Source organism: Faecalibacterium sp. Marseille-Q4137 (genome assembly GCF_017377535.1).
Classification (GTDB): Bacteria; Bacillota; Clostridia; order Oscillospirales; family Ruminococcaceae; genus Faecalibacterium; species Faecalibacterium duncaniae.
In genome coordinates this window covers 1-23,989 of the sequence record NZ_JAFREK010000043.1, presented here as the reverse complement: position 1 = coordinate 23,989, position 23,989 = coordinate 1, and the positions used below count along the sequence as shown (strand labels likewise).

The window sequence follows — 23,989 nt, the reverse complement described above, 5'->3', positions numbered from 1 at the left end:
TTATAACACCTGCCGACGAAATGCCGACAATCAACAAGAGAGGGATCGATACTATTATGTCTTTGAAGAAGAAAATTGCTGCGGCTTTCATCGCTTGTGCGATGACGCTTGCCGTGGTTCCTTCCGCCTTCGCCTGCACGGCACTCTATGTCGGCAGCGACCTCACCGAGGATGGCACCACCATGTTTGGCCGGATCGAGGATCTGGGCACCAACGATTACAACAAGCTGTTCAACATCAGCCCCGCCGGGAAGCACACCGCGGGCGAGGTGTACGAGGGTTGCTACGGCTTTACCTACACCTTCACCCACGACAGCTACCGCTACACCGCCCGCCGGGACGACAACGGTCTGGGTGTCTGCCCGGACTGCGACAGCACCCACGAGCACACCCCCTATGAGGAGGCTGGCACCAACGAGAAGGGCGTCATGGTCTCTGCCACCGAGTCTCTCTACGGCACCGATGCCGTGCTGAGCGTAGACCCCTATGTGGACAACGGCATTGAGGAAGCCGAGATTACCACGGTGCTGCTGAGCGAAGCTTCCACGGCCCGCGAGGGTGTTGCCCTGCTGACCTCTATCTACGACAACGCCGGTGCAGCCGGCGGCTCCGGCGTGTTCATTGCCGACCAGAACGAGACCTGGTTCGTGGAGAACCTGACGGGCCACACCTACCTTGCCCTGAAGCTCTCCTCCAGCGTGGTCTTCATGCAGCCCAACATCGCCGCTATGGGCAAGATCGATCTGGATGACACCGACCATGTGGTGGCCTCTGCCAACCTGATCTCCGTGGCCCAGAAGGCCGGTACCTTTGTGGGCGATGCCGCTGCCAATGTCATCGATCTGGATGCCTCCTACAACGGCGACATCGCATCGGACCGCATGGCAGCCGGCCTGAACTACCTGTACGGCACCGACACCTTTACGAAGGACAACTACAGCGAGACCGACTTTGCTATCAGCAACGTCGGCGAGAACGGTGCCATCGTCCCGGTCTACTCCAATATCCAGCTGACCAAGAAGTTCTCGGTGGAGGATTCCATCCACTTCTTTCAGACCGAGCCCATCGGCAAGACGGGCAATGTGGAGACTCATCTGTTCCAGGTGAGCGCCACCGGCGATCTGAACACCGCCATTACCGAGTGGACTGCTTTTGACGACGACGTGTACAACGCCTTCGTCCCTTACTATCCGATGCTGACCACCGACACCGCAGATGTCTACAAGGTCTCGGTCCATAAGGTCACCCGCTCCGACGAGCAGCCCACCGAGGGCGTCTGGTATCAGGATGCCAAGGGCCGCTACTATACCTACCCGGACGACTGGACCGACTCCTTCTACGGCGTGCGTGATGCCCTCTCCAACCTGCTGACCTACGGCAGCAATGGCAATCAGGTCACCGCAAAGGATCAGGCTGCAGCCAAGGCCAGCTACGCCGCGCTCCAGCAGGAGATCATGGCCGACTACGCCGATATGAAGGCCGCCGTTGCCGCTGCCGACACGCTGGAGGCCAAGCAGGCTGCCGCCACAAACGCCAGCAATGCCATGAGCCAGAAGGTGTACAACACCACCCTGAAGATGTACAATAAGCTCCAGGCCAAGACGGCCGCCCGGGCATGGGTCAGCTCCCTGCTGCACTGAGGCTTTGCAGCGCCTGAGGCGTTTCCCATAAAACCGCAGCGCCCCCGGTTTCCATGACAGGAAGCCGGGGGCGCTTTGTGCGTGACTGCTCCTTGCAAACGCCGCCCATTCGTTCTATATGACAAGGCAAAACTGCCGGAATTCTATTTGCAGGAAGAAAATTTGGAGAAGATCATTGCGGAGATGGGGTAAAACATACTGGAAATTCACAAATAACGTATCATCGTTACTCCGAACGCTCTGTAATTTTGGCACCCGCTCAGGCTGCGATCAAGAACCCCCGCAAGTGATTGCGTGAGGGCTTGAAAAAGCACAAATAAAGCAAGTGAACCGCCCCGGTTTCCGTAACAGGAGATCGGGGCGGTTTTTGTGTCATTTGCTGAATCGGAAGGATCTGCTTGTAAAGCTGAGAAAAAGGTGTAATACTTTTCCCCGCCCACGCGGGGGTTCTACATTGACAACCCTGCGCAAAAAGCAGATAATAGGTTTATCTTGAATGCAGAGCGAGGGAAAGTATATGCTGTATTTTGAAAACGATTACTGCGAGGGTGCGCATCCGGCAATCTTACAGAAGCTGGTGGAGACCAACTTTGAAAAGGTCTCCGGCTACGGCACCGATCCCTATTGCGCCAGTGCGCGGGAGAAGATCCGCGCGGCGTGCGGCGCACCGGATGCCGATGTCTGGTTCATTTCGGGCGGCACCCAGAGCAACGCCATCGTCATTGCATCGATGCTGCGCCGCTGGGAGGGTGTGCTGGCCGCATCCACCGGCCATGTGGCCGCTCACGAGGCCGGTGCCATCGAGTTTACGGGCCACAAGGTCATCGGCCTGCCGCACACCAACGGCAAGCTGGATGCCGGGACGGTTGAGGACTGGTGCAGGACCTTCTATGCCGATGGCAATATGGACCACCTCGTGTTCCCGGGCATGGTGTACATCTCCCACCCGTCGGAGTACGGCACCCTGTACACCAAGGCAGAGCTGGAAGCGCTGTCTGCTGTCTGCCATAAGTACCACATGCCGCTGTTCATGGACGGTGCCCGTCTGGGCTATGGTCTGGCCGCCGAGGGCACCGATGTGACGCTGGCCGATGTGGCCCGCCTGACCGATGTGTTCTACATCGGCGGCACCAAGGTGGGTGCGCTCTGCGGCGAGGCAGTTGTGTTCCCCCACGGCGCACCGGCTCACTTTATGACCATGGTCAAGCAGCAGGGCGCTCTGCTGGCAAAGGGCCGTCTGCTGGGCATCCAGTTCGATGTGCTGTTCACCGATGACCTGTACCAGACCATCAGCAAAAATGCCATTGAGACCGCCGCCGTGCTCAAGAAGGGACTGGCCGAAAAGGGCTATTCGTTCTTCATGGATTCGCCCACGAATCAGGTGTTCATCGTGTTGTCCAATGAGCAGCTGGCCGCGCTGGAAGGCAAGGCCAAGTTCGGCTTCTGGGAGAAGTACGATGATACCCACACCGTTGTCCGCATTGCCACCAGCTGGGCCACCCGGATGGAAGAGGTGGAGCAGCTGCTGGAGCTGATGTAAGGGCACACCTGCCAAACGGCGGAGCGTCTCTTTGTGCAGGATGCAGATTGTATTTCCCGCGCGGATATGCTATTCTTAACTGGATAAAGGCTGCACTTTGTGCACCGTGGAAGGATGGTTTGTATTATGGGCTTTTTTGACAAGCTTTTTGGCGGCAAGGCCGCATCCGAGACGAAATTTTCCGGCCAGAAGATGACGGTCATGCTTCCCATTGACGGTAAGGTGATCCCGCTGGAGCAGCTGCCTGACGAGACTTTTGCCTCTGCGATCCTGGGCCCCGGCTGTGGAGTGGAGCCCACCGGCGACACCGTTTATGCTCCCTTTGACGGCACCGTTACGCAGGTGCCCGAAAGCCTGCACGCCGTTGGTATGATGAGCGATGACGGCATTGAGCTGCTGATCCATGTCGGCATGGACACGGTGGAGATGAAGGGACAGGGCTTTACCTCCCTGACCAAAGAAGGGGCCAAGGTCAAGGCCGGCACCCCGCTGCTGAAGGTGGATCTGGAAGCCATCCGCGCCGCAGGCCACCCCACTGCAACGGCTCTCATCGTGACCAACAGTGATGACCTGCCGGAGATCAGTGTTGTTGCAAACGGCGATGCTGCCGCTGGCACGCCGGTGTTCAAGTTCAAGAAATAAGTGAGCAGATCCCCCGGAGGCAGAGTGCTTTCGGGGGATTTTTGCGGAGAAAAGTCGTACTTATTTGCAAAAAATGCTGTATTTTGCGCGATTTTCTCTTGCATTGCAGGGGGAGTTGTGCTAGAGTAGGCAAAGTGTGAGCCAAAAACCGGTACTGTGAGAGGAAAAGTATATGGAAACAAAAAAGAAGCACGAATTATCCCTTGCAAAACGCATGGCGATCTCTCTGGTCTGCGGCCTGGTGGCCGGTCTGGCCTTTATGTTCCTGCGGGAGCATCTGAACGCCAGCGGTCAGGCACAGACCTGGACCACCATCAATAACCTGCTGTTCCAGGATATCACCGCCGAGGGCGCTGAGCGTTCCTTTGGCATCTTCTACATCATCGGCCAGCTCTTCATCAAGGCGCTGCAGCTGGTGATCATCCCCATGGTCTTTACCTCCATTTCGCTGGCCATCGGCAGCATTGCAGACACCCGCACCATGGGTCGCATTTCCGCAAAGACCCTGTTCTGGTTCCTGCTGTGCTCCTTCCTGGCGCTGCTGCTGGCAGGCTGTGTGGGCTACGGCACCTACTCCATGGGCCTGTTCAACACCCGCATCGAGGGTCTGGCAGAAGCCAGCGGTTCCACCGGTTCCAACCCCCTGAACGTGGTGCTGAACATCATCCCCTCCAACATCATCACTGCCTTTGGCAGCAATGGCGCTGTGCTTTCCAGCGTGTTCCTGGCAGTGGCCATCGGCCTGAGCATGAACACCCTGGGCGAGAGCCGCACCGCGACCCTGCGCCGCCTGCTGGGCGAGGTCAACGATGTGGTGGTCGTGTTCCTGAACTTCATCGTCAGCAACTTTGCTCCCTTTGCAGTCTTTGTGCTGCTGACCCGCACCTTCGCCATCTACGGCATCGATTACCTTAAGCCCGCGCTGGTCTATGTGGTGGTCACGGTGGTCCTGCTGCTGGCCTTCCTGATCATTGCCTACCCGCTGGTCATTGCACTGGGTGCCAAGCTGGACCCTTTCACCTTCATCCGCAAGATCGCCAACGTGGCAGTGTTTGGCTTCTCCACCTCCTCCAGCGCCGCCACCCTGCCCCTGAACATCAAGGTGTGCGAGGAAGAGTTCGGCGTGGATGAGAGCATCGCTTCCTTCGTCCTGCCGCTGGGCATGACCATCAACATGGACGGCACCGCCATCATGCAGGTCATTGCCACCGTGTTCATTGCAGGCTGTGCCGGTTACACCGTCACCCCCGGCCAGCTGGTCGTGGTCGCCCTGCTGGCCCTGCTGGCGTCTGTGGGCACCCCCGCCGCTCCCGGCGCTGGGGCTGTCATCCTGTTCACTATCCTGTCCGGCATGGGCTTCGTCAACGACGGCGCTCTGCTGGCCTACTCCCTGATCCTGGCTATCAACCGCCCCATCGAGATGCTGGTCACCTCCCTGAACGTGGTGGGTGATGCAGTTGCCAGCATCTGCGTTGCCAAGAGCGAGGGCCTGCTGAACGAGGAGACCTTCAATAAGTAACAATACGCCGTAACAGGCGCAGCAAAACTCCCATGCACAGCATCTTCCGATGTGAGCATGGGAGTTTTTTGTGCGGTAGTATTTGTGGGGAGAGTGTGGTATACTCGGCTCAGTTCAATAACTCGGAGGTTGTGAAGGCAAATAAAGCGGATACCACAATACAAGTACCAAGGAGGAATATGAGAATGTCGAAAGATGAGTATTTGATAACCGATGCGCCCCTCAAAGCGTTGACGGTTTTTGCAATGCCGATGATTCTTGGGAGTTTTTTTCAGCAAATATACAATATGGCCGACTCCATTATTGTCGGCCAGTTTGTTGGTTCTTCTGCACTTGCAGCTGTCGGTGCCTGTGCAGCATTGACCAATGTGTTCATTTGTGTGGCACTGGGAGCCGGCGTAGGTGCCGGTGTGCTGGTGAGCCGCTATTTCGGTGCCAAAGAATATGGCAAAATGAAAACCATTGTGTCAACGTCCTTGCTCAGCTTTTTGATTCTGAGCATTGTCCTTGGCGTTTTTGGCTTATGCTTTTCCCTCCCGATGATGCGGGGCTTGCAAACCCCTCCCGACATTCTGGATGAGGCGGTGCTGTATCTGCGGGTCTATTTTGCGGGCTTTCCGTTCTTGTTTATGTATAACATTCTCTCCAACATGTTCACCTCCATCGGTGAATCAAGAATTCCCTTGGCACTCCTGATTTTTTCTTCTGTCCTGAATATTTTTATGGACCTTTGGATGGTTGCTGGGCTTGGTCTGGGCGTGTTCGGTGCCGCTCTTGCAACCTTGATTGCCCAAGGCATTTCCGCCATATTTTCCTTTCTGATTTTTCTTCATCGGATGCGGCGATACGAGAGCCCATTTCAACGATTTGACTGGCGGGAGCTGCAATCCATGCTGCAAATTGCCGTGCCGTCGATTCTTCAGCAGTCTACGGTGTCCATCGGTATGCTGATTGTGCAGGCAGTTGTAAATCCATTCGGCACACAGGCGCTGGCAGGCTATTCGGCGACGATGCGAGTAGAGAATGTGTTCTCTTTGATTTTTGTCTCCATCGGCAATGCGGTTTCGCCGTTTGTTTCCCAAAACCTTGGCGCAGGCAAGCCCCAACGCATCAAAAAAGGGTACCACGCTGCACTGGTGCTGGATCTGTGCTTTGCAGCCATTGCGTTTGTGGTCATTGAAGCGCTGCACACGCAGATTTCCTCGCTGTTCTTGGGAAAAGACGGAACGGCGTTGGCCTATCAGGTGTCTGGTGACTATATGAGATGGCTTGGTTACTTTTTCATCTTCATGGGTATCAAGATGGCAACCGATGGAGTCCTTCGCGGTCTCGGAATTATGCGTCCGTTCCTCGTTGCAAACATGGTGAACCTTGCGATTCGTCTGTCCGTTGCCCTGATCTGTGCACCGCGTTTCGGCATTGCCTTTGTCTGGCTTGCGGTACCAGCTGGTTGGCTTGCGAACTTCTTAATCTCCTATGGGGCTCTCAGGAGATCGTGGCCGACTGATAAAATGGCATCAACCAGATAACTTCGCGTTTGTGGAGCGAAGCAGAACAATGAAAGCCCCAGTGGGGCTTTTAAGCGAAAGAACGGTCTTGCGTAGCAAGATGGAGGGGCTTTGCCCCGACAAGTTCGCGTTTGTGGAGCAAAGCGGAACAATAAAGGAGCAGTGCTTCCGGTGGGTGGACCCATTGGAGAGCACTGCTCTTTCTTTGTGGGAAAATTCAGCTGGCAGGAGCGTTACAGCGTGCCGTAGGGTGCAATGCCGATCATGTACTCAACGCCAATGGCGACCAGAACGACCAATGTGGAGATGATGAAGCCGTGCAGCATGGGCTTTGCGCCGGAACGGCAGAGTGATTTAAAGTTCGTGTTCAGACCAATGGCCGCCAGAGCCGCGACCATCAGAAACTTGCTGATGGTCTTCAGGCCGGAAACCAGCCCGGTGGGCAGAAGGCCCAGACTGGTCAGCAGGGACATGGCAAGGAACGCAAGGATGAACCAGGGGAAAATGGAACGGATGCTCACCTTGACACCGTTGGCCTGGGCACTCTCTTTCTTTTTCAGGTGCAGGTTGATGGCGGCAAAGACCAGAACAGCCGGAATGATCGCCAGCGTGCGGGTCAGCTTGACCATCGTTGCAAAGTCGCCGGCTGCTTCACTGAAAGCGTAGCCGGTGGCTACAACGCTCGAAGTATCATTGACCGCCGTACCGGCCCAGAGACCGAATGCGGCATCGGAAAGCCCAAGCCACCGGCCGAGGAGCGGAAACACAACGATCATCACCGTATCGAACAGGAAGGTGGCGGACATACCGTAGGCGATATCCATGTCATCGGCCTCGATCACCGGCGCAATGGCGGCAATGGCAGAGCCGCCGCAGATGCCGGTCCCGGCGTTGATCAGGCTGCTGGTTTTCCAGTTGAGCCCGAGCGCTTTGCCGATCAGTGCGCCCAGTCCAAAGCAGGTGGCCAGGGTGAAGAGCATGACCGTCAGCGAAAAACGGCCCACGGTCAGCACGGTGCGGATGTTCAGGCTGGCACCCAGAAGGACGATGGCGAATTTCAGGACCTTCTTAGAGGTGAATTTGATGCCCGGCGCGGTTGTTTTGTTGGGCTGGAAAAACGCATTGATGGCCATGCCGATAAACAGGGCGATGACCGATGCGCCAATGAGGTGGAGCCCGGCGCTGCTTTCCAGCGTTTCCAGCCACTTGGCGATGCAGGCGATGCCCAGTGCCAGCGCGGCTCCGGGGATCAGGGCGGTGATCTTCTTTGACATTCGTTGGGTTTCCTTTCTTTTGCGAGTTGCACGGAAATAAAAACAAGCGAAAACCACCGGCAGAACCGGTGGTTTATTGCTGGAGAAAAGGGCGCTCAGAACGAGCCGCCGGAGGAGCCGCCAAAGCCGTCGCTGTCCACGGAGGAGCCGCCGGAGCTGCTGCTCTCCTCGTGGGGCGGGTCGTAGACCTGCACACGGTCGGTGTGGGTGTAGTTGTCCACCTGCACCCGCAGCTTTAAGCCTGCGCCGATGTAATCGTTGGCCTCGGTCTTGAGCCGGGCTGTTTTCATCTGGCTGTACAGCACGCCGCAGACGATACCGGCAATGATCATGGGAACGCCGATGACGATGAGGAGCAGGATGGGCCAGCCGCTGGTGTCGTTGTCAACATCCAGCGGTTCGCCGTGCTCGGCGTAGAAATCCAGTGTGTCGGCGCACATGGAGAGGTACTCGGAGGCGGCCTCGGCCCAGTCGTCGTCCGAGAGATAGGGAACAACGGCATCTTCGATCTGCTCGATGCGGTAATCGGTAAAGGCTGTCACGCCGCCGCCGTAGGTGATGGTGACATACTTGCGGGAGCCGACTGCCAGCAGGAAGAGGATGCCGCTCTGTTCAGAGCCGCTGCCCAGACCGTTGGCAAGGTAGTAATCTTTGGCGTACTGGCGCTGGTCGGCATCGCCGATGCTGTCCACCACCAGAAAATACACGTCGCAGTCGTGGCCGTCGCTGGCGGCTTCGGCGGAAGCTTCCAGCTGGCTGTAAGTATCCGCATCGAACAGGCCCATCTCGTCCCGCACCAGCGGTGCGGCGGCAAAGGCGGGGATGCTCAGGCAGAGCGCCAGCACCAGAGCGGCCAGCAGGGCGGCAAAGCGTTTTGCAGTGTGTTTCATTCTGCCACCCCCTTATAACAACAGCAGGAACGCCAGCACTGCCATCAGGGGCAGGCTGATGCCCGCAAACCACGCGGCCACCCGGCTCTTGTCCACCGGCAGGTCGCCGATGAGCCGCCCGGTCTGCCCGTTCATGGCGAACAGGAAGTCCTTGTCCTTCCACCGGGTGTGGAGCATCCAGACCGGCAGCAGGGCGTAGTGGGCGTGGGTCATATCCACGTTGATGTTCTCGGAAATGGGGTGGATCTCGCTGTAGCCGCCGGTGGTGGCGTGGAGCGCATCGGCCGTGGAGTTGTACATCCGGCGGTAGGCGCGCTCGGCACAGGCATCGGCATCCTCGTCATACCGGTCGGCCAGATAGCCGGGCAGGTAGGCCGTGGAGAAGGGCTTCAGGTCACCGTAATCAAAGGGCTCAATGGCATCCATGTGGGTGTTGGGCATCTTGCTGGAGCCATCCACCGGCACCTTGGTAAAGGCGGCCGAGCCCTCGCGGCGTACATCGTAGTGCTGGGTGGTGGTCACCATGTAATCACCCTCGCGGTGGCTCTCGGAGTTCTGGCCCTCGTACCGGCCGCGCGCGTCGGCCTTGGCATCGTAGAGCCAGAAGGGAACATATACGCCCTGGATCTCTGCGATGTGGTTCTGGCTCTTGAACGCCTTGGGCAGGAAGGCCTTGCCCTTGTAATATCTGGTCAGCTGGGCGATGGCGGTCTTTTTGTCCAGCTTGAAGGGCAGGATGTACTCCGGCTTCAGCTTGCCGGAGAGCTTGCCGCCCAGCACTGTGGGGTTGCCGCAGTAGGGGCAGGTGGTGGCGGCGGTGGTCTCGTCACAGACCAGCTCGGCCCCGCAGGTGGGGCAGGAGTAGCTGTTCAGGCCCTCCGCCTCGGCCTCGCTCCACACCGGGCTGTCCTGCCGGGGCAGGCGGGCGGCTTTTTTGGCATCGCCCTCGGCGGCAGTGTCGGCAGCGGCCTGCTTTTTGGCGTAGCGGGCCTCGATGTCCTTTACGTCGTAGGCCGAGCCGCAGTAATCGCAGACCAGCTTGCCGCTGGCACCATCGTAGTGCAGGGGGCCGGTACAGGCCGGGCACTGATAATTCGTTGTCTTTTCAGCCATGCGTCAGACCCCTCTCAGGCCCCAAAGGGCTTGCCGCACTCGGGGCAGAACTTGGGCGGGTTGGCCGGGTCGGCGGGTACAAAGCCGCAGTTGGCGCACTTGGCGGCGGGCCGGGGTCTGCCGCACTCCGAGCAGAATTTGCCGGTGTTCTTTGCACCGCAGCTGCACACCCAGACAGCCGGGGCTTCGGGCCGGGGCTTGCCGCATTCGGCACAGAACTTGCCCGTGTTGCCGGTGTGGCCGCAGCTGCAGGTCCAGCCAGCGGCCGGTGCGGCCTGAGGCTGCGCGGCGGTCTGCTGGCCGCCCATCTGGTAGAGATCCCGGGCGTTGACACCGCCCACTGCAGCGGCCTGGTTCATCCCCATAAAGGCCATGGCGGGACCGGCGGCGGTGTTGGAGGCGGCAGCCTGCATGGCGGAGGCCTGTGCGCCCACCAGATGCGCGGCGGCGCGGGTGGGGTCCATAAAGGCCGCACTGCGCTGCAGCTCCTTGATCATCTGCTCGTCCTCTTCGCTGGCCTTGACACCGGAAACGCCCAGAGAGACGATCTCGATGCCGCGCAGCCTGCTCCACTTGGCGCTCAGCTCCTGATTCAGGGCCTCGGCCAGCTCGGCGGTGTGGCCGGGCAGGGCGGAGTAGCGGATGCCCTGCTCGCTGATCCGGGCAAAGGCGGGCTGCAGGGCGGTCATCAGCTCGGTCTTGAGCTGGCCGTCCAGCGCGTCGCGGGTGTAGGCGTTTTCCACATTGCCGCAGACATTGGTGTAAAACAGGATGGGGTTGACCACCCGGTAGCTGTACTCGCCGAAGCACCGGATGCCGATGTCGATATCGATACCGGCGCGCTGGTCCACCACCCGGAAAGGCACCGGGTTGGGGGTGCCGTACTTGTTGCCGGTGAGCTCCCGGGTATTGATATAGTAGATGCGCTGGTCGGAACCGGCCTGCCCGCCAAAGCTGAACCGCTTGCCCAGCTCGGCAAACACGCTGTCGATGTTCTTCAGCCCGCCGCTGAGCAGGGAGGGCTGGGTGCCGGTGCTGTAGGTGTACTCGCCGGGTTCGGCACAGAGGTCCACCACCTTGCCCTGCTCCACGATCAGCACGCACTGGCCATCGGCCACGGCGATCACAGAGCCGTCCGAGATGACGTTTTCGCTGCCGTGCCGGTTGGCGGAGCGGCCATTGGTCCGTTTCTGGCCCTTGACGGCCAGCACCTCCGCAGGCAGAGCGTCACAATAAAAATATTCCTTCCACTGGTCGCCCATCACGCCGGATGCCGCGCCCATGGCTGCTTTGATGAGACCCATAACTTCAATCTCCTTTTGTGCCGGGCAGTGCCCCAAAGCAGAGAATGACTCCCCCGGGCGCTGCGGAATTTGGGACAAGTATAACATAATCCGGGAAATTGTAAAAGCGATTTGGCAAAAAGGCGGCAAAAAGGCGAAAGAAAAACTTATTCTTGCTTTTTTGCCCCGGCGGGTGTACAATACCCTACGAAAAACAAAACACAGGGGAGCTCGTAAGGCGGGCTGAGAGGAAGTAACCAAACTTCGACCCTTGACCTGATGCGGATAATGCCGCCGTAGGAAGTCATAGGAAAATGATTTTTTGCAGGAGGCACCGCTGTGGTGTCTCCTGTTTTTTGTTGCCGCAAGCCGCCGCAACGGGCGGCTCCGGGCTGAGGGGGAGCGCCCTGAGCCTTGAAATAACTGCGATGGGAAGCCGTGTTCCGGCGTGAGAGGAGGCCAGCAAGCCTCGACCGCTTTTTGAGAAAGAGGAGTTACCAATGAAAAAATTCTCTGTGAAAAAGCTGGCTCTCGCTGGAATGTTCTGCGCCCTGTGCGTGGTGGGCAGTGTGTTCAGCTTCCCGATGTTCGGCAGCAAGTGCGCCCCTGTGCAGCACATGGTCAATGTGCTCTGCGCCGTGCTGCTGGGCCCCTGGTGGGGCGTGGGCGTGGCCTTTGTGGCTTCGCTGCTCCGCAATATCCTGGGTCTGGGCAGCCTGATGGCCTTCCCGGGCAGCATGTTTGGTGCCCTGCTCTGCGGCCTGGTCTACGCAAAGACCAAAAACCTGATCGCCACCCTGGTGGGCGAGGTGTTCGGCACCAGCATTCTGGGCGGCCTGTGCGCTTACCCGGTGGCCATCTGCCTGATGGGCAAGAGCGCCGGTGATATCGCGTTCTACGCCTACATCGTGCCCTTCCTCATCTCCACCGCTGTGGGTGCGGTCATTGCGGGCGTGCTGGTGTACAGCCTGCAGCACTCCGGTGCCCTGCGCTCCATGCAGAGCAGCCTTTCCTGACGGGGGTGCGTCATGTTTGCAGAGCAGTTTGCCAATGTCCGCGCCAAAAGCCCCCTCGTTCATAATATTACCAACTACGTCACCGTGAACGACTGCGCCAACATGGTGCTGGCCTGCGGTGCTTCGCCCATTATGGCCGACGATGCCGCCGAGGTGGAGGATATCACCACCATCTGCGGCGGGCTGAACATCAACATTGGCACCCTGAACAGCCGCACCATTGAATCCATGCTCAAGGCAGGCAAAAAGGCCAATGCACTGGGCCACCCCGTGGTGCTGGACCCTGTGGGCGCAGGCGCTTCCGCCCTGCGCACCGAGACGGCCTACCGCCTGCTGGACGAGGTGCGGTTCACGGTCATCCGGGGCAATATCTCCGAGGTAAAGACGCTGGCTTCCGGCGCGGGCACCACCAAGGGCGTGGATGCCGATGTGGCCGACAGGGTCACCGAGGAAAATCTGGACGGCGCGGTGGCCTTTGCCAAGGCTTTTGCCGCAAAGACCGGTGCCGTTGTGGCTATCACCGGTGCCATTGACATCGTGGCCGATGGGGCAAAAGCCTACTGCATCCGCAACGGCCACCCGATGATGAGTGCCATCACCGGCACGGGCTGCCAGCTCTCTGCCCTGACGGCGGCCTTTCTCACTGCCAACCCCGGTCAGCCGCTGGAGGCTGCAGCTGCCGCCGTCTGCGCCATGGGCCTTGCGGGCGAGATCGCCCATGCACGGCTGACCCCGCTGGACGGCAACGCTACCTACCGCAATTACATCATTGATGCCATTTACAATATGACTCCGGCTCAGCTGGAAGAGGGTGCCAAGTATGAAGTGCGCTGAAGAATATATGCGGCTCTATGCCGTTACCGACCGTGCCTGGGTGGGCCGTCAGACCCTCTATCAGCAGGTGGAGAGCGCCCTGAAGGGCGGCGTGACCTGCGTTCAGCTGCGGGAAAAGGAGCTGGACGAGGAAGCCTTCCTGAAGGAGGCGTTTGAGCTCCACGACCTGTGCAAAAAGTACAACGTGCCCTTTTTTATCAACGATAACGTGGACATTGCCATCCGCTGCCACGCCGAGGGCATCCATGTGGGGCAGGAGGATATGGCCGCTGCTCAGGTGCGCCAGCGCGTGGGCGATGAGATGATGATCGGCGTATCCGTCCACAGCGTGGAGGAGGCCCTGGAGGCCGTCCGGCACGGTGCCGACTGTCTGGGCGTGGGGGCAGCCTTCTCTACCCACACCAAGGAGGACGTGGACGTTCTGCCCGAGGGCATGATGAAAGCCATCTGCGATGCCGTGGACATCCCCGTTGTGGCCATCGGCGGCATCCACAAGGAGAACCTGCTCCGGCTCAAGGGCACCGGCGTGAACGGTGTGGCCCTTGTCAGCGCGATCTTCGGCGCGGAGGACATCGAGGCCGAGTGCAGGGAGCTGAAGGCACTGGCGGAGCAGATCGTAAAATAATCTGTCATCCCGCGGCAAACCGGGGGCACCACCTTGGGCCGCGTTACAAAATTCATGGAGAAAACCAACATGAAAAGCGTATTTTGCGCAGGTGCCGGCATCCAGAGCGTACTGTTTTTTCTGAATGACGGCTGCCTGCCCCTACCCCTGTATGACCAGCACCCTGCTGTTCAGAGATAAACTGTCATTTGGAGGAAAGTACCATGCAGAACTATACCACACAGATGGACGCTGCCCGCAAGGGCATCGTCACGCCGGAAATGGAGATCGTGGCCAAAAAGGAATACCGCACCACGGAGGAGATCCGTCAGCTGGTGGCTGAGGGCAAGGTGGCCATTCCCGCCAACAAGCACCACACCTGCCTGAACCCCGAGGGCATCGGTTCCATGCTGCGCACCAAGATCAACGTGAATCTGGGCGTTTCCCGCGACTGCAAGGATTACAACGTGGAGATGGAAAAGGTGATGAGCGCTGTCAATATGGGCGCGGAAGCCATCATGGACCTGTCCAGCCATGGCAACACCCAGCCCTTCCGCCAGAAGCTGACCCACGAGTGCCCCGTGATGATCGGCACTGTGCCCGTGTACGATTCCGTCATCCACTATCAGCGCGACCTTGCCACCCTGACCGCGCAGGACTTCATCGACGTGGTGCGCCTGCACGCTGAGGACGGCGTGGACTTTGTCACCCTGCACTGCGGCATCACCCGCAAGACCATCGACCAGATCCGCACCCACAAGCGGAAGATGAACATTGTCAGCCGCGGCGGCTCTCTGGTGTTCGCCTGGATGAGCATGACCGGCAACGAGAACCCCTTCTACGAGCACTTTGACGAGATCTGTGAGATCTGCGCCGAGCACGACGTGACCATCTCGCTGGGCGATGCCTGCCGCCCCGGCTGCCTGGCCGATGCCACCGATGTCTGCCAGATCGAGGAGCTGGTACGTCTGGGCGAGCTGACCAAGCGCGCCTGGGCACACAACGTGCAGGTCATGGTGGAGGGCCCGGGCCATGTGCCTCTGAATCAGGTGGCCGCCAACATGGAGGTGCAGAAGAGCATCTGCATGGGCGCTCCCTTCTATGTGCTGGGACCCCTCGTTACCGACATTGCCCCCGGTTATGACCACATCACGGCTGCCATCGGCGGTGCCGTTGCCGCCATGAGCGGTGCAGCCTTCCTGTGCTATGTCACCCCCGCCGAGCATCTGGCTCTGCCCAACGTGGACGATGTGAAGCAGGGCATCGTGGCCTCCAAGATCGCCGCCCATGCAGCCGATATCGCCAAGGGCATCCCCCATGCCCGGGATATCGACGACAAGATGGGCGATGCCCGCCGCGTGCTGGACTGGGATGCCCAGTTCGCCTGCGCTCTCGACCCCGAGACCGCCAAGGCCATCCGGGATGCCCGCCTGCCTGAGGATGACCACAGCGACACCTGCTCCATGTGCGGCAAGTTTTGCGCCGTCCGCAGCATGAACAAGGCACTGGCCGGGGAATACATCGACATCCTGTAACACAGCGTTTTCTTCCTTCTCAGCCGTCCGGTTTTGCTCGCCGGGCGGCTTTTTGTGTGCTCCTGGGCGGGGCGCACGTTTCCTGCTTTACAGAAAAGGGAAAGCATTGTAAAATAGATGGGTAAGTAATAAAATATCCGGCGGGAAGCCCCTGCCTGAGAACGAGGAATAAAAATCATGGCAAGATCGAATATCCGGGTGCTGGCTCTGGACTTGGACGGCACCCTGACCAATGACGAAAAGATCGTTACCCCCCGCACTCGCGCGGCGCTGGATGCCGCCGCCGCACAGGGCGTGACCATCGTGCTGGCCTCCGGCCGCCCCACAGCGGGCATTCTGCCGCTGGCAAAGGCGCTGGGGCTGGACAAAAAGGGCGGCTGTGTGCTGGCCTACAACGGCGGCAAGATCGTGGACTGCGTGACCGGCGAGGCCCTGTATCAGGTGCAGCTGGGGGCGGAGTTCGTCCCGGAGCTCTGCGAATTTGCAGCCCGGCAGGATGTGGCCATCCTGACCTATAACAGCGAGGGCATCGTGTGTGAGCGGGATCAGGACGTGTGGGCAAACAAGGAGTGCTTTACCACAAAGCTGCCGATGATCCATGTGGATGATCTGGCCTCCTATGTGGACTATCCGATCTGCAAAATGCTCATCACTCTTGACCCTGCCCGGCGGGATGCTGTCTGCGCCGCCGGAAAGGAGCAGTTTGCGGGCCGGATCGACCTGTACCCCTCCAGCCCCTTCTTCATCGAGGCCGTGCCGCTGGGCGTGGCAAAGGACAGGAGCCTTGCCGCTCTGCTGGAGCGGATGGGCCTGACCCGGGAGAACCTGATGGCCTGCGGCGACGGCCTGAACGACCGCTCCATGATCTCCTATGCCGGGGTGGGCGTTGCCATGCAGAATGCCGAGGATGCCGTCAAGGCTGTGGCCGATTACGTCACCGCCGCCGACAACAACCACGACGGCGTGGCCGAGGCCATCGAAAAATTTATCCTGAACTGAGAGGAACACAAACAACAATGCCACGCAATCTGGTTTTATTTGATCTGGAATGGAACATCGGCTATAAGCCGTACATCTTTAATTATCATGGCGTGCAGCAGACCTTCCGGGGCGAGATCATCGAGATCGGCGCAGTGAAGATCGACGAGGATGCCAACGTGCTGGATACCTTCTCCATCCACCTGCGGCCCCGCATTTTCCGCACCCTGCAGCACCACATCGCCAAGGTGACGGGCCTGACCCAGGCCGACCTGGACCGGGGCGAGCCCATCGTGCAGGGCCTGCGCCGCTTTATGCAGTGGTGCGGCCCGGATGCCGAGTTTGCCGAGTGGGGCATGGATGACGTGCCGGTGCTCAAGCAGAACCTTTTCCTCTGCAATCTGGACGAGAGCCGCCCCACCCAGTGGTATGATCTGCAGCAGATCTTCCTGCGGGAGCACCCCCGCAAGGAGGGCGAGGGCATGACGCTGGAAAGCGTTGTGACCCGGATGGGCATCCCGATGGAGCGCCCGTTCCACGATGCCCTGTCCGATACCCTTTACACCGCCGATGTCTGCCGTAAGCTTGACCTGCGGGCGGGTCTGGCGGCCTACCCCACCGAGGAGGAATCTCTGCGGGCAAGTCTCTGCCCCGCCCCCGGCGATTACCGGGACTTCCGGGTGTTCCGCGGCTATGTGGAGCAGTCCACCTGGCGCAGCGACCCAAAGATCATCACTGCCAGCTGCCCGGTGTGCGGCGGGGATCTGCAGCCGGATGATATCTGGCTGAAAAAGGGCAACAGCGGCTGGTATACTCTGTCTGTCTGCCCTGCCTGCGCCGGTACCGGCAATGAGGTTGGAAAGGGCGTATTCCAGCGCTATAAGCTGGCCCGGCGGGACGGCCTGCACTGGAGCTTTGCCCGCTGCGTCCAGATCCCGGACGAAGCCGGGCTTGCCCGCTGGGAACGGATGCGCGCCCAGCAGATCGAGCGGATGCAGGCCCGGGCCGAAAAGGCCGCCGCTGAAGCCGCCGGAAAAGCATAAAAATCCCCGCCCTGTGCAGGAAAGGCCCCCGCAGTCTCGTAGTATAGGTGATAGGACAAAAAAAGCTCGTATTTTGTTCACGGGCGTGTCATAGAAACCGGATATACTAAAGAAAAATGAGAGGGAAGGAACACGCGGGATGGAAATGACGATGATAGGCTGGCTCCACCAGCTGGGAACGCTGGAATTCTGGGAGGCCCTGCTGGAAGGCTTTGGCGACCTTGGCCCCATTGCGCCCGTGATCCTTGCGATGGTGGAATCCTTTTTTCCACCGCTGCCGCTCATCGCCATTGTGGCGCTGAATGTTGCGGCCCACGGCGGGCTTCTGGGCTTTGTGTACAGCTGGGCCGGGGTGATGCTGGGCGGCACTGTGATGTTCCTGCTCTGGCGGCGTGTCGTCAAGCGTTTTTTCTGGAAATTTGCCCGCCGCTCGGCCAAGCTGCAAAAGGCGGAGCAATGGGTCAGCCGGTTCGACACAGCGTCCCTGTTCATGCTGTCGCTCCTGCCCTTTACGCCCTCGTCCTTTATGCACTTTGCCTTTGGCATCTCTGATTTTGACGAGAAGCGCTACCTTGTCACCATGCTGCTGGGCAAGGGCGTGATGGTGGCCATGATGGCCCTTTTCGGGCAGTCGCTGGTGTCTGCCATGAAGAACCCGTTCTACCTCGTGCTTGCCATCGCCATCTGGGCGGGAATGTACTTTGCCAGCAAGCACTTCTGTAAAAAGCACGAGATCGATTGAATCGGCGCAGAGCTGCCGCTGAAATGCCAGCGCCTGCGTTCTGCTTGACTTCTCCCCCCGGCCCGGCTATAATACAGATGTATCAGGAAAAATGCGTTTACCCGGGCAGAGTAGCGCAAAGGTGAGCTGGACAGAGAGAACGGGCCGTTGGCTGGGAGCCTGTTTGCAGCAGCGTGTGTGAAGTGCGCCCGGGCAGCACGCCGCGGGAAACCTGCTGGGGAGTATCGCAGCGCGGCAGCCGCCGTTATCGGCTTTGAGCGACAAACAGAAGTGGAACCGCGATTTTGAAAACCGCCTTCGAAGTGATATGCGATATCATATTGCTTTGAGGGCTTTTGTTTTTTCAGGCAGATTCGCAGGAGCTGCCCTCTTTGCCAAGGGCTCCCCTATTAGGGGAGCTGGCGAGTGAAGCGAGACTGAGAGGTTCTGCTGCGGCTTTTGTTTGCCCTACAAGAAGGAGAGTTCTTATGCAGATTTTCAACACCCTGACCCGCCAGAAGGAAGAGTTTGTGCCGCAGGTGCCCGGCGAATACCGCATCTATGTCTGCGGCCCCACCGTTTACAACTATATCCACATCGGCAATGCCCGCCCGCTGATCGTGTTCGATACCCTGCGCCGCTATCTGGAATACCGCGGCAACAAGGTCATCTATGTCTCCAACATCACCGATATTGATGACAAGCTCATCAAGAAGGGCCAGGAGGAGGGCACCTCCATGAAGGAAGTGGCCCAGCGCTTTGAGGCCGAGTACCTCAAGGATGCCGCCGGTCTGAACTGCAAAAAGCCCACCGTCCAGCCCCGTGCAACGGAGCACATCCAGCAGATCCTGGACATCGTCAAGGACCTGATCGATTCCGGCCACGCCTATGTCGCCAAGAACGGGGATGTCTACTTCCGCGTCAAGAGCGACCCGGAATACGGCAAGCTGAGCCACCTCAAGCTGGACGATCTGGAGAGCGGCAACCGCGAGCTGCGCAGCCAGATGGAGGATGACCTGAAGGAAGACCCCGCCGACTTTGCCGTCTGGAAGGCTGCCAAGCCCGGCGAGCCCGCCTGGGAAAGCCCCTATGGTATGGGCCGCCCCGGCTGGCATATCGAGTGCAGCGCCATGAGCCGCACCCATCTGGGCAAGACCATCGACCTGCACTGCGGCGGTCAGGATCTGATCTTCCCCCACCACGAGAACGAGATCGCCCAGAGCGAGTGCGCCAACGGCTGCGAGTTTGCCCACTACTGGATGCACAACGGCTTCATCAACGTGGATAACCAGAAGATGTCCAAGAGCCTGCACAACTTCTTCACCGTCCGCGATGTGGCAGACCTCTACGGTTACGAGCCCATCCGCTACTTTATGCTGACCGCAGGCTACCGGATGCCCCTGAACTACACCGTGGACCTCATCGAGAGCTGCAAGAACAGCCTGGAGCGCCTTTACACCTGCCGCGAGAACCTCGATTTTGCCCTGAGCAAGACCGCGTTCGGCACCGATGAGACCCTGACCACCAAGGCAGACGAGGCCCGCGCCAAGTTCTGCAAGGCCATGGACGATGACCTGAACACCCCCGATGCGCTGGCTGCCGTGTTCGATCTGGTCAAGGAGATCAACACCCTGTCCGCTGCCTCCTCCAAGGCTGCGCTGGAGGCTGCCGCCAAGGCGTTCGATGAGATCACCGGCGTGCTGGGCCTGATGTATAACCGCAAGAAGGACGAGGTGCCCGCCGAGGTGACGGAGCTGGTGGAAAAGCGTGCCGCCGCCAAGAAGGCCAAGGACTGGGCCGCTGCGGATGCCATCCGTGCGCAGCTCACCGAGATGGGCTGGGCTGTCAAAGATACCGCCCAGGGCCCGCAGCTGAGCAAAATTTAACTTGAATCCCGTTATTGACCTGTACGGTACAATGCGGTAAAATGAGGGTGCGGGAACACTGTGCTGTGTGTTCCACGCACCCTTATTTTTGCATGATACAAGAACCTATATAAAAGGAGGTCTTTGGCTGATGAAAACCAAACGGCTGATCTCATTGCTGCTGGCGGCAGTGTTCGCCCTGAGTGCGGCGGCCACACCGGCGCTGGCGGCTTCGGCGGGCAGCGAACTGCCTGACCTGACCACCGCAGGCGTGGATGAGAACAACAGCGTTGTCTCGATCCGCCTGACCGCAGACGGGGACTTGACCTATGGCTCCCCCTTTACCCTGAGCGTCCAGACCACCCCGGCAGATACCCAGTATATCGGCGTGGTGATGGGCACCAGCGGCGAAGCGCAGGGCTATGTGACCCTGATCCTTTCGGGCAAGATCCGCACTCTGCTCAAAATGATCCCCCTGCCGAAAAAGATGTCGGCGAACCCTGAGCAGGAAGAGGAGTTCAACATCTACGCCTACATCAAGCAGCTGATCGACGGCAACGACGTGAGCGTGCTGCTGCGGGTGGCGGATGAAGTGGTCTCTGTGATGGATGTCCTGAAATTCTACATCCCCACGCTGAAGGATGTCTCCACCGGCATGAAGCTGGCGCTGGAGCTCATCCGCAAATATCTGCCCGAGGGCGTGTTCAGCCGCATCTATCTGGACGAGCAGCCCACGGAAGCCGGCAGCTATGTGGGCGGTGCTGTGGCGCTGGAATCCGGTGATGTGAACACCGCCGGTATGGCGTTCTTCCGCATCAAGCCCAAGAGTGCGGGGGTGCGTGTCTACTGGGCACAGGAGCTCCCCGCCAGCATGACTGCGGCAGAGGCCCAGAACTACAACGTCACCGCAGTGGTCGAAAGCGACGGCCAGGTGGTCGAGGGCGGCAAGGTGACCTACACCTATAAAAAGAAGAGCAGTCTCTTCGATTTCCTGGGCACGACCCAGAGCGGGTTCCCCACCGAGCCCGGCGAGTATGTCCAGACGGCCAAAGCCGCCGGAAACTACTCCAGCAGCGAGATCAGCCGGACCATTGTGATCCAGTAATCAAACAGCAAAAATCCCTCCCTGCCACGCCGGCAGGGAGGGATTTTTTAATTGTCCTTATATCATTTTTGTGCTTACATCCGGAACCGCCAGCCCCAGCCGCCGCCACAGCAGCAGTTGCACAGCAGGTTGAGCAGGATCATGCTCCAGCACCAGCGCATCAGGCCGCCGGGTTGGGCGTAGGTGGTCTGGGTGCGGTAGGTGCGGCCCGGGTCCTGCAGATTGCGCAGGTTCATCTGGTATTCAGTGTTGCCGGGCTCCATCTGGGCGGCGCGGCGGGCATCCTGCAGGGCATCGATGCTGTTGCCCAGGCCCTGATTGGCCAGCGAGGAGAGATAGTACCACCGGGCGGTGCGCACGGTGATGCCGTCCAGCACGCGGCGGGCCTCGGGGTAGCGCTGGTTGACGATGAAGTTGCGTGCGGCCTGCATCTCAGGCGTGTCTGCACCGTTGTAGCCGGGGCCGCGCTGCTGCTGATAATTGCCGCCAAAGCCAAACCCGAACCCGAAGGGGTCGTAGCCGAAGCCGAAGTCTCCGAAATCCCCGTTGGAGTAACCGTTCTGCTGGTACCCCTGCTGATAGCCGCCGTAGGAGGGGCCGCTCTGCTGGCCGTAGGCACCGCCGTAGCCGCCGCCCATCTGGGGGCCGGTCTCGCCCTTGGTGATGGCATCGTATGCCGCCTGCACCTCCTTGAAGTGCTCTTCGGCGGTGGGGTCGTTGGGGTTCAGGTCAGGGTGCCAGCGCTTGCACTTGGCACGGTAAGCCTTTTTGATCTCGTCTTCACTGGCACCGCGCTGGATGCCCAGAACCTCATAGGGGTCTCTCATCGGTCTACTTCCTCACGTCTCTATTACCATCTGTGCGGCCATTGTGCCGCACAAGCAATCTTTAGTGTACAGGACTGGAACGGAAAAATCAAGGAAAACCGCCGGGATCAGGCGGTTTTGTCCTTCTTTTTTGCATTTTTGCAGTGATATTTGAGCCACACGCCCGAATACAGGATGTTGCGCAGAAGGTCAACGTCCTCCACACAGGGCAGGCGCTCAAAGCTGCGGGCGCAGTTGGCCAGCAGCAGCTCAAAGATCTCCCGCATCTCTTCCTCGTACCCGGGCTCTCTGCTCAGGGTGCGCAGGGGATTGTATGCGCCCTTGCGCTCGTCCCGGGCCAAGTCGTCGTAGGCATCCAGCAGGTAGATATACTTGCCCAGATTGAAGCCGATGCTGCGCAGCTCCGGTGACCAGTGGTCCTGCCGGTAATCGAACAGCTCGGCCATCAGTTCCCCAAAGCAGCCGGAAACGGCATCCAGATCCTCGCTGCCCTCGGCCTCGTACCGGGCCAGTCGATCCAGACAGGTGCGGATGGCGCTGCACTGGCGGGGCCAGCGGGCGACGGCCTTCTGCGTGGGGGCAGCAAGCATCTTTTCAAAGCCCAGGCCCAGCAGGCTGTGGTCATCGTTCCACTTGTCCTGCGCGTTGTAGTAGTGCAAAGCCACGCTCAGGTCCGCACAGTAATCGGTGGGGCCGCTGGAACGCCACTCCACCTTCCGGATGGGGTGGATGGGGCAGTGGTCACAGCCTATCGCACAGGCGCTTTCGCCCTCGTACAGGCTGCACAGCAGCAGATCCAGAAAAGTCAGGTCATAGCTCAGGGTCAGCCGCCCCCGGGTGCCGTGCAGCGCGCCGATGCGGCGGCAGAGCCCGCAGTAGGCCGCGCGGTACCGCGCCTGTGCCTCCGGGCTGAGCGCGGCCTGATTCGGGATAACATATCCGAACATGGCTCAGCTCTTCTTGATGAACTGGGTGCCGCAGCGGGGGCAGGAGATCTGGATGCGGCCGCGGCCGCGGGGCACGCGCAGCTTCTGGCGGCACTGGGGGCAGCGGTAGTAGTGATAGACCTTGCGGTTGGCCCACTGCTCTTTCCAGCCCTTGAACTTGTTGCCCACCCGGTCCTTCAGGGTGTAGAACTTGTAGTTCTCCTCGGTGCGCTTGGAGATGTTCCGGCTGAAGGTGCGGTAGTAGCAGAAGATCAGCAGGGCCGCGCCCAGATAGGTGAACAGGCTGACCCGGCTGATGATGGCGATGAGGAGCAGCACCAGCGAGGCAATGCTCAGGAATTGGTTCAGGCCATCGGTGCCATAGCGGCCGATCATAAACTGACGAAGTTTCTCTCTCATAGATTTCCGGTCCTTTGTCCTCAAGAATAACCCTCTCAGCCACGCGAACGCATGGACAGAGAGGGCGTTTGATTGTTCACAACAATAGAATATCAGCCAACCATGATAAAACTTTGAACAGATTGCAAATCTACCATGAAAGGACGAAATTTAATTGGCATTCTCTGCACCGGAGCGCTTGCGCACAGTCAGCGCGGCCTCCACATCCAGCGCGCCCTCCATCCGGCAGTGCAGCACGGCACGGCCTGCTTCACCGGTGGTGGCAAGGTAGGTGCCCGCCATGCCGCCCCGCAGGGGGACGATGGCCGGGCCCAGGATCTTTACCGGGCCTTCCACGCTGAGCTGAACGGCCTCGCCGCAGTAGGGCAGCAGGTTGCCGTTCTGGTCGATGGCCCGCAGGCTGACCGCCGCGCAGTCCCAGGTGGGGCCGTCGGTCAGGATGGGATTGTGCACCACGCATTCCAGCCGGACCGACTGCACCGGCTCCTTGACCACGGTGCGGACGGTGCGCCCGTGCCAGACCGCCTCAAACCGGTAGACGCTGGACGGACCGCCCAGCACGCCGATGTATTTGTAGTACATCCGGAGCAGGTCGTTTGCGCCCAGCCGCAGGGAGAGCATCCGCGCCCGGGAGAGAGGCGAAAGGTTCAGCGCGTCCCGGCGCATCTCGTTGAGGATGGCCGCCACCTGCGGGGCTGTGCTCTGG

At 59.7% G+C, this 23,989-nt stretch carries 21 protein-coding genes, 1 pseudogene and 1 riboswitch; of the genes and pseudogenes, 14 read left to right on the top strand and 8 right to left on the bottom strand.

Going from position 1 to position 23,989, the window contains the following annotated elements; genetic code table 11:
• The 5 genes from J3353_RS13585 to J3353_RS13565 all read left to right on the top strand — a co-directional run.
• On the top strand, positions 1–1,640 hold a 1,640-nt coding region (locus J3353_RS13585), incomplete at its 5' end, for a C69 family dipeptidase (RefSeq protein WP_242700975.1).
• Between the two features lie 517 nt (positions 1,641–2,157).
• Positions 2,158–3,180, top strand: a complete 1,023-nt coding sequence (locus J3353_RS13580; RefSeq protein WP_005930152.1) for a low specificity L-threonine aldolase — start codon at positions 2,158–2,160, stop codon at positions 3,178–3,180.
• Positions 3,181–3,306: 126 nt separating this feature from the next.
• Positions 3,307–3,822: a PTS glucose transporter subunit IIA gene (locus tag J3353_RS13575; protein WP_035393390.1), complete on the top strand. Its 516-nt coding sequence runs from the start codon at positions 3,307–3,309 to the stop codon at positions 3,820–3,822.
• Positions 3,823–3,994: 172 nt separating this feature from the next.
• Positions 3,995–5,341, top strand: coding sequence for a dicarboxylate/amino acid:cation symporter (locus tag J3353_RS13570; protein WP_207685067.1), 1,347 nt, complete (start codon positions 3,995–3,997; stop codon positions 5,339–5,341).
• 185 nt (positions 5,342–5,526) lie between these two features.
• Positions 5,527–6,870 (top strand): MATE family efflux transporter, encoded by a 1,344-nt coding sequence (locus J3353_RS13565; RefSeq protein WP_207685066.1) that lies wholly within the window; start codon positions 5,527–5,529, stop codon positions 6,868–6,870.
• Positions 6,871–7,082: 212 nt separating this feature from the next.
• Here J3353_RS13565 and J3353_RS13560 read toward each other — a convergent pair whose 3' ends face one another.
• The 4 genes from J3353_RS13560 to J3353_RS13545 form a co-directional block, all read right to left on the bottom strand.
• Positions 7,083–8,123 carry a YeiH family protein gene (locus tag J3353_RS13560; RefSeq protein WP_207685065.1) on the bottom strand — a complete coding sequence of 347 codons (1,041 nt, stop codon included), beginning with the start codon at positions 8,121–8,123 and terminating at the stop codon, positions 7,083–7,085.
• A gap of 95 nt (positions 8,124–8,218) precedes the next feature.
• Positions 8,219–9,013: a TPM domain-containing protein gene (locus tag J3353_RS13555; protein WP_117505569.1), complete on the bottom strand. Its 795-nt coding sequence runs from the start codon at positions 9,011–9,013 to the stop codon at positions 8,219–8,221.
• A gap of 12 nt (positions 9,014–9,025) precedes the next feature.
• Entirely contained in the window at positions 9,026–10,126 is a 1,101-nt protein-coding gene (locus J3353_RS13550) for a Trm112 family protein (RefSeq protein ID WP_207685064.1), read from the bottom strand.
• Positions 10,127–10,140: 14 nt separating this feature from the next.
• Complete coding sequence (locus tag J3353_RS13545; protein WP_207685063.1) at positions 10,141–11,430, bottom strand: SPFH domain-containing protein; 1,290 nt, start codon at positions 11,428–11,430, stop codon at positions 10,141–10,143.
• 192 nt (positions 11,431–11,622) lie between these two features.
• Positions 11,623–11,729: riboswitch (TPP riboswitch) on the top strand.
• Between the two features lie 180 nt (positions 11,730–11,909).
• Here J3353_RS13545 and thiW point away from each other — a divergent pair.
• The 9 genes from thiW (at position 11,910) to J3353_RS13500 (ending at position 21,110) form a co-directional block, all read left to right on the top strand.
• Positions 11,910–12,425: an energy coupling factor transporter S component ThiW gene (gene thiW, locus J3353_RS13540; protein WP_005930128.1), complete on the top strand. Its 516-nt coding sequence runs from the start codon at positions 11,910–11,912 to the stop codon at positions 12,423–12,425.
• Positions 12,426–12,437: 12 nt separating this feature from the next.
• Complete coding sequence (gene thiM / locus J3353_RS13535; RefSeq protein WP_207685062.1) at positions 12,438–13,259, top strand: hydroxyethylthiazole kinase; 822 nt, start codon at positions 12,438–12,440, stop codon at positions 13,257–13,259.
• Complete coding sequence (gene thiE, locus J3353_RS13530) at positions 13,246–13,884, top strand: thiamine phosphate synthase (protein ID WP_207685061.1); 639 nt, start codon at positions 13,246–13,248, stop codon at positions 13,882–13,884. Before thiM ends, thiE begins: the two co-directional genes overlap by 14 nt.
• A 203-nt stretch (positions 13,885–14,087) precedes the next feature.
• Entirely contained in the window at positions 14,088–15,398 is a 1,311-nt protein-coding gene (gene thiC, locus J3353_RS13525) for a phosphomethylpyrimidine synthase ThiC (protein WP_005930119.1), read from the top strand.
• A 177-nt stretch (positions 15,399–15,575) separates the two neighbouring features.
• A complete protein-coding gene (locus tag J3353_RS13520) occupies positions 15,576–16,397 on the top strand; it encodes a Cof-type HAD-IIB family hydrolase (RefSeq protein ID WP_207685060.1) in 822 nt (273 codons plus the stop codon).
• Between the two features lie 17 nt (positions 16,398–16,414).
• Positions 16,415–17,419 carry a 3'-5' exonuclease gene (locus tag J3353_RS13515; protein WP_156072710.1) on the top strand — a complete coding sequence of 335 codons (1,005 nt, stop codon included), beginning with the start codon at positions 16,415–16,417 and terminating at the stop codon, positions 17,417–17,419.
• A 139-nt stretch (positions 17,420–17,558) separates the two neighbouring features.
• Positions 17,559–18,161: a TVP38/TMEM64 family protein gene (locus tag J3353_RS13510; protein ID WP_156062051.1), complete on the top strand. Its 603-nt coding sequence runs from the start codon at positions 17,559–17,561 to the stop codon at positions 18,159–18,161.
• Positions 18,162–18,628: 467 nt separating this feature from the next.
• Positions 18,629–20,026, top strand: a complete 1,398-nt coding sequence (gene cysS, locus J3353_RS13505) for a cysteine--tRNA ligase (RefSeq protein ID WP_207685059.1) — start codon at positions 18,629–18,631, stop codon at positions 20,024–20,026.
• A 130-nt stretch (positions 20,027–20,156) separates the two neighbouring features.
• The gene (locus J3353_RS13500) at positions 20,157–21,110 is read left to right on the top strand and encodes a hypothetical protein (RefSeq protein WP_207685058.1); all 954 of its coding nucleotides are present in this window, start codon (positions 20,157–20,159) and stop codon (positions 21,108–21,110) included.
• 74 nt (positions 21,111–21,184) lie between these two features.
• Here the strand turns inward: J3353_RS13500 and J3353_RS13495 are convergent, their stop codons facing one another.
• The 4 genes and pseudogenes from J3353_RS13495 to J3353_RS13480 form a co-directional block, all read right to left on the bottom strand.
• A complete protein-coding gene (locus tag J3353_RS13495) occupies positions 21,185–21,937 on the bottom strand; it encodes a J domain-containing protein (RefSeq protein WP_005930092.1) in 753 nt (250 codons plus the stop codon).
• A gap of 107 nt (positions 21,938–22,044) precedes the next feature.
• Complete coding sequence (locus J3353_RS13490; protein WP_207685057.1) at positions 22,045–22,884, bottom strand: DUF5685 family protein; 840 nt, start codon at positions 22,882–22,884, stop codon at positions 22,045–22,047.
• 3 nt (positions 22,885–22,887) lie between these two features.
• The gene (locus tag J3353_RS13485; RefSeq protein WP_207685056.1) at positions 22,888–23,283 is read right to left on the bottom strand and encodes a hypothetical protein; all 396 of its coding nucleotides are present in this window, start codon (positions 23,281–23,283) and stop codon (positions 22,888–22,890) included.
• A 150-nt stretch (positions 23,284–23,433) separates the two neighbouring features.
• Positions 23,434–23,989: pseudogene (locus tag J3353_RS13480) on the bottom strand (glycoside hydrolase family 2); the annotation flags it as partial.

Coding starts and splice junctions, on each gene's coding strand:
- J3353_RS13580 (WP_005930152.1), top strand. CDS start 2,158: ATGCTGTATTTTGAAAACGATTACTGCGAGGGTGCGCATCCGGCAATC.
- J3353_RS13575 (WP_035393390.1), top strand. CDS start 3,307: ATGGGCTTTTTTGACAAGCTTTTTGGCGGCAAGGCCGCATCCGAGACG.
- J3353_RS13570 (WP_207685067.1), top strand. CDS start 3,995: ATGGAAACAAAAAAGAAGCACGAATTATCCCTTGCAAAACGCATGGCG.
- J3353_RS13565 (WP_207685066.1), top strand. CDS start 5,527: ATGTCGAAAGATGAGTATTTGATAACCGATGCGCCCCTCAAAGCGTTG.
- J3353_RS13560 (WP_207685065.1), bottom strand. CDS start 8,123: ATGTCAAAGAAGATCACCGCCCTGATCCCCGGAGCCGCGCTGGCACTG.
- J3353_RS13555 (WP_117505569.1), bottom strand. CDS start 9,013: ATGAAACACACTGCAAAACGCTTTGCCGCCCTGCTGGCCGCTCTGGTG.
- J3353_RS13550 (WP_207685064.1), bottom strand. CDS start 10,126: ATGGCTGAAAAGACAACGAATTATCAGTGCCCGGCCTGTACCGGCCCC.
- J3353_RS13545 (WP_207685063.1), bottom strand. CDS start 11,430: ATGGGTCTCATCAAAGCAGCCATGGGCGCGGCATCCGGCGTGATGGGC.
- thiW (WP_005930128.1), top strand. CDS start 11,910: ATGAAAAAATTCTCTGTGAAAAAGCTGGCTCTCGCTGGAATGTTCTGC.
- thiM (WP_207685062.1), top strand. CDS start 12,438: ATGTTTGCAGAGCAGTTTGCCAATGTCCGCGCCAAAAGCCCCCTCGTT.
- thiE (WP_207685061.1), top strand. CDS start 13,246: ATGAAGTGCGCTGAAGAATATATGCGGCTCTATGCCGTTACCGACCGT.
- thiC (WP_005930119.1), top strand. CDS start 14,088: ATGCAGAACTATACCACACAGATGGACGCTGCCCGCAAGGGCATCGTC.
- J3353_RS13520 (WP_207685060.1), top strand. CDS start 15,576: ATGGCAAGATCGAATATCCGGGTGCTGGCTCTGGACTTGGACGGCACC.
- J3353_RS13515 (WP_156072710.1), top strand. CDS start 16,415: ATGCCACGCAATCTGGTTTTATTTGATCTGGAATGGAACATCGGCTAT.
- J3353_RS13510 (WP_156062051.1), top strand. CDS start 17,559: ATGGAAATGACGATGATAGGCTGGCTCCACCAGCTGGGAACGCTGGAA.
- cysS (WP_207685059.1), top strand. CDS start 18,629: ATGCAGATTTTCAACACCCTGACCCGCCAGAAGGAAGAGTTTGTGCCG.
- J3353_RS13500 (WP_207685058.1), top strand. CDS start 20,157: ATGAAAACCAAACGGCTGATCTCATTGCTGCTGGCGGCAGTGTTCGCC.
- J3353_RS13495 (WP_005930092.1), bottom strand. CDS start 21,937: ATGAGAGACCCCTATGAGGTTCTGGGCATCCAGCGCGGTGCCAGTGAA.
- J3353_RS13490 (WP_207685057.1), bottom strand. CDS start 22,884: ATGTTCGGATATGTTATCCCGAATCAGGCCGCGCTCAGCCCGGAGGCA.
- J3353_RS13485 (WP_207685056.1), bottom strand. CDS start 23,283: ATGAGAGAGAAACTTCGTCAGTTTATGATCGGCCGCTATGGCACCGAT.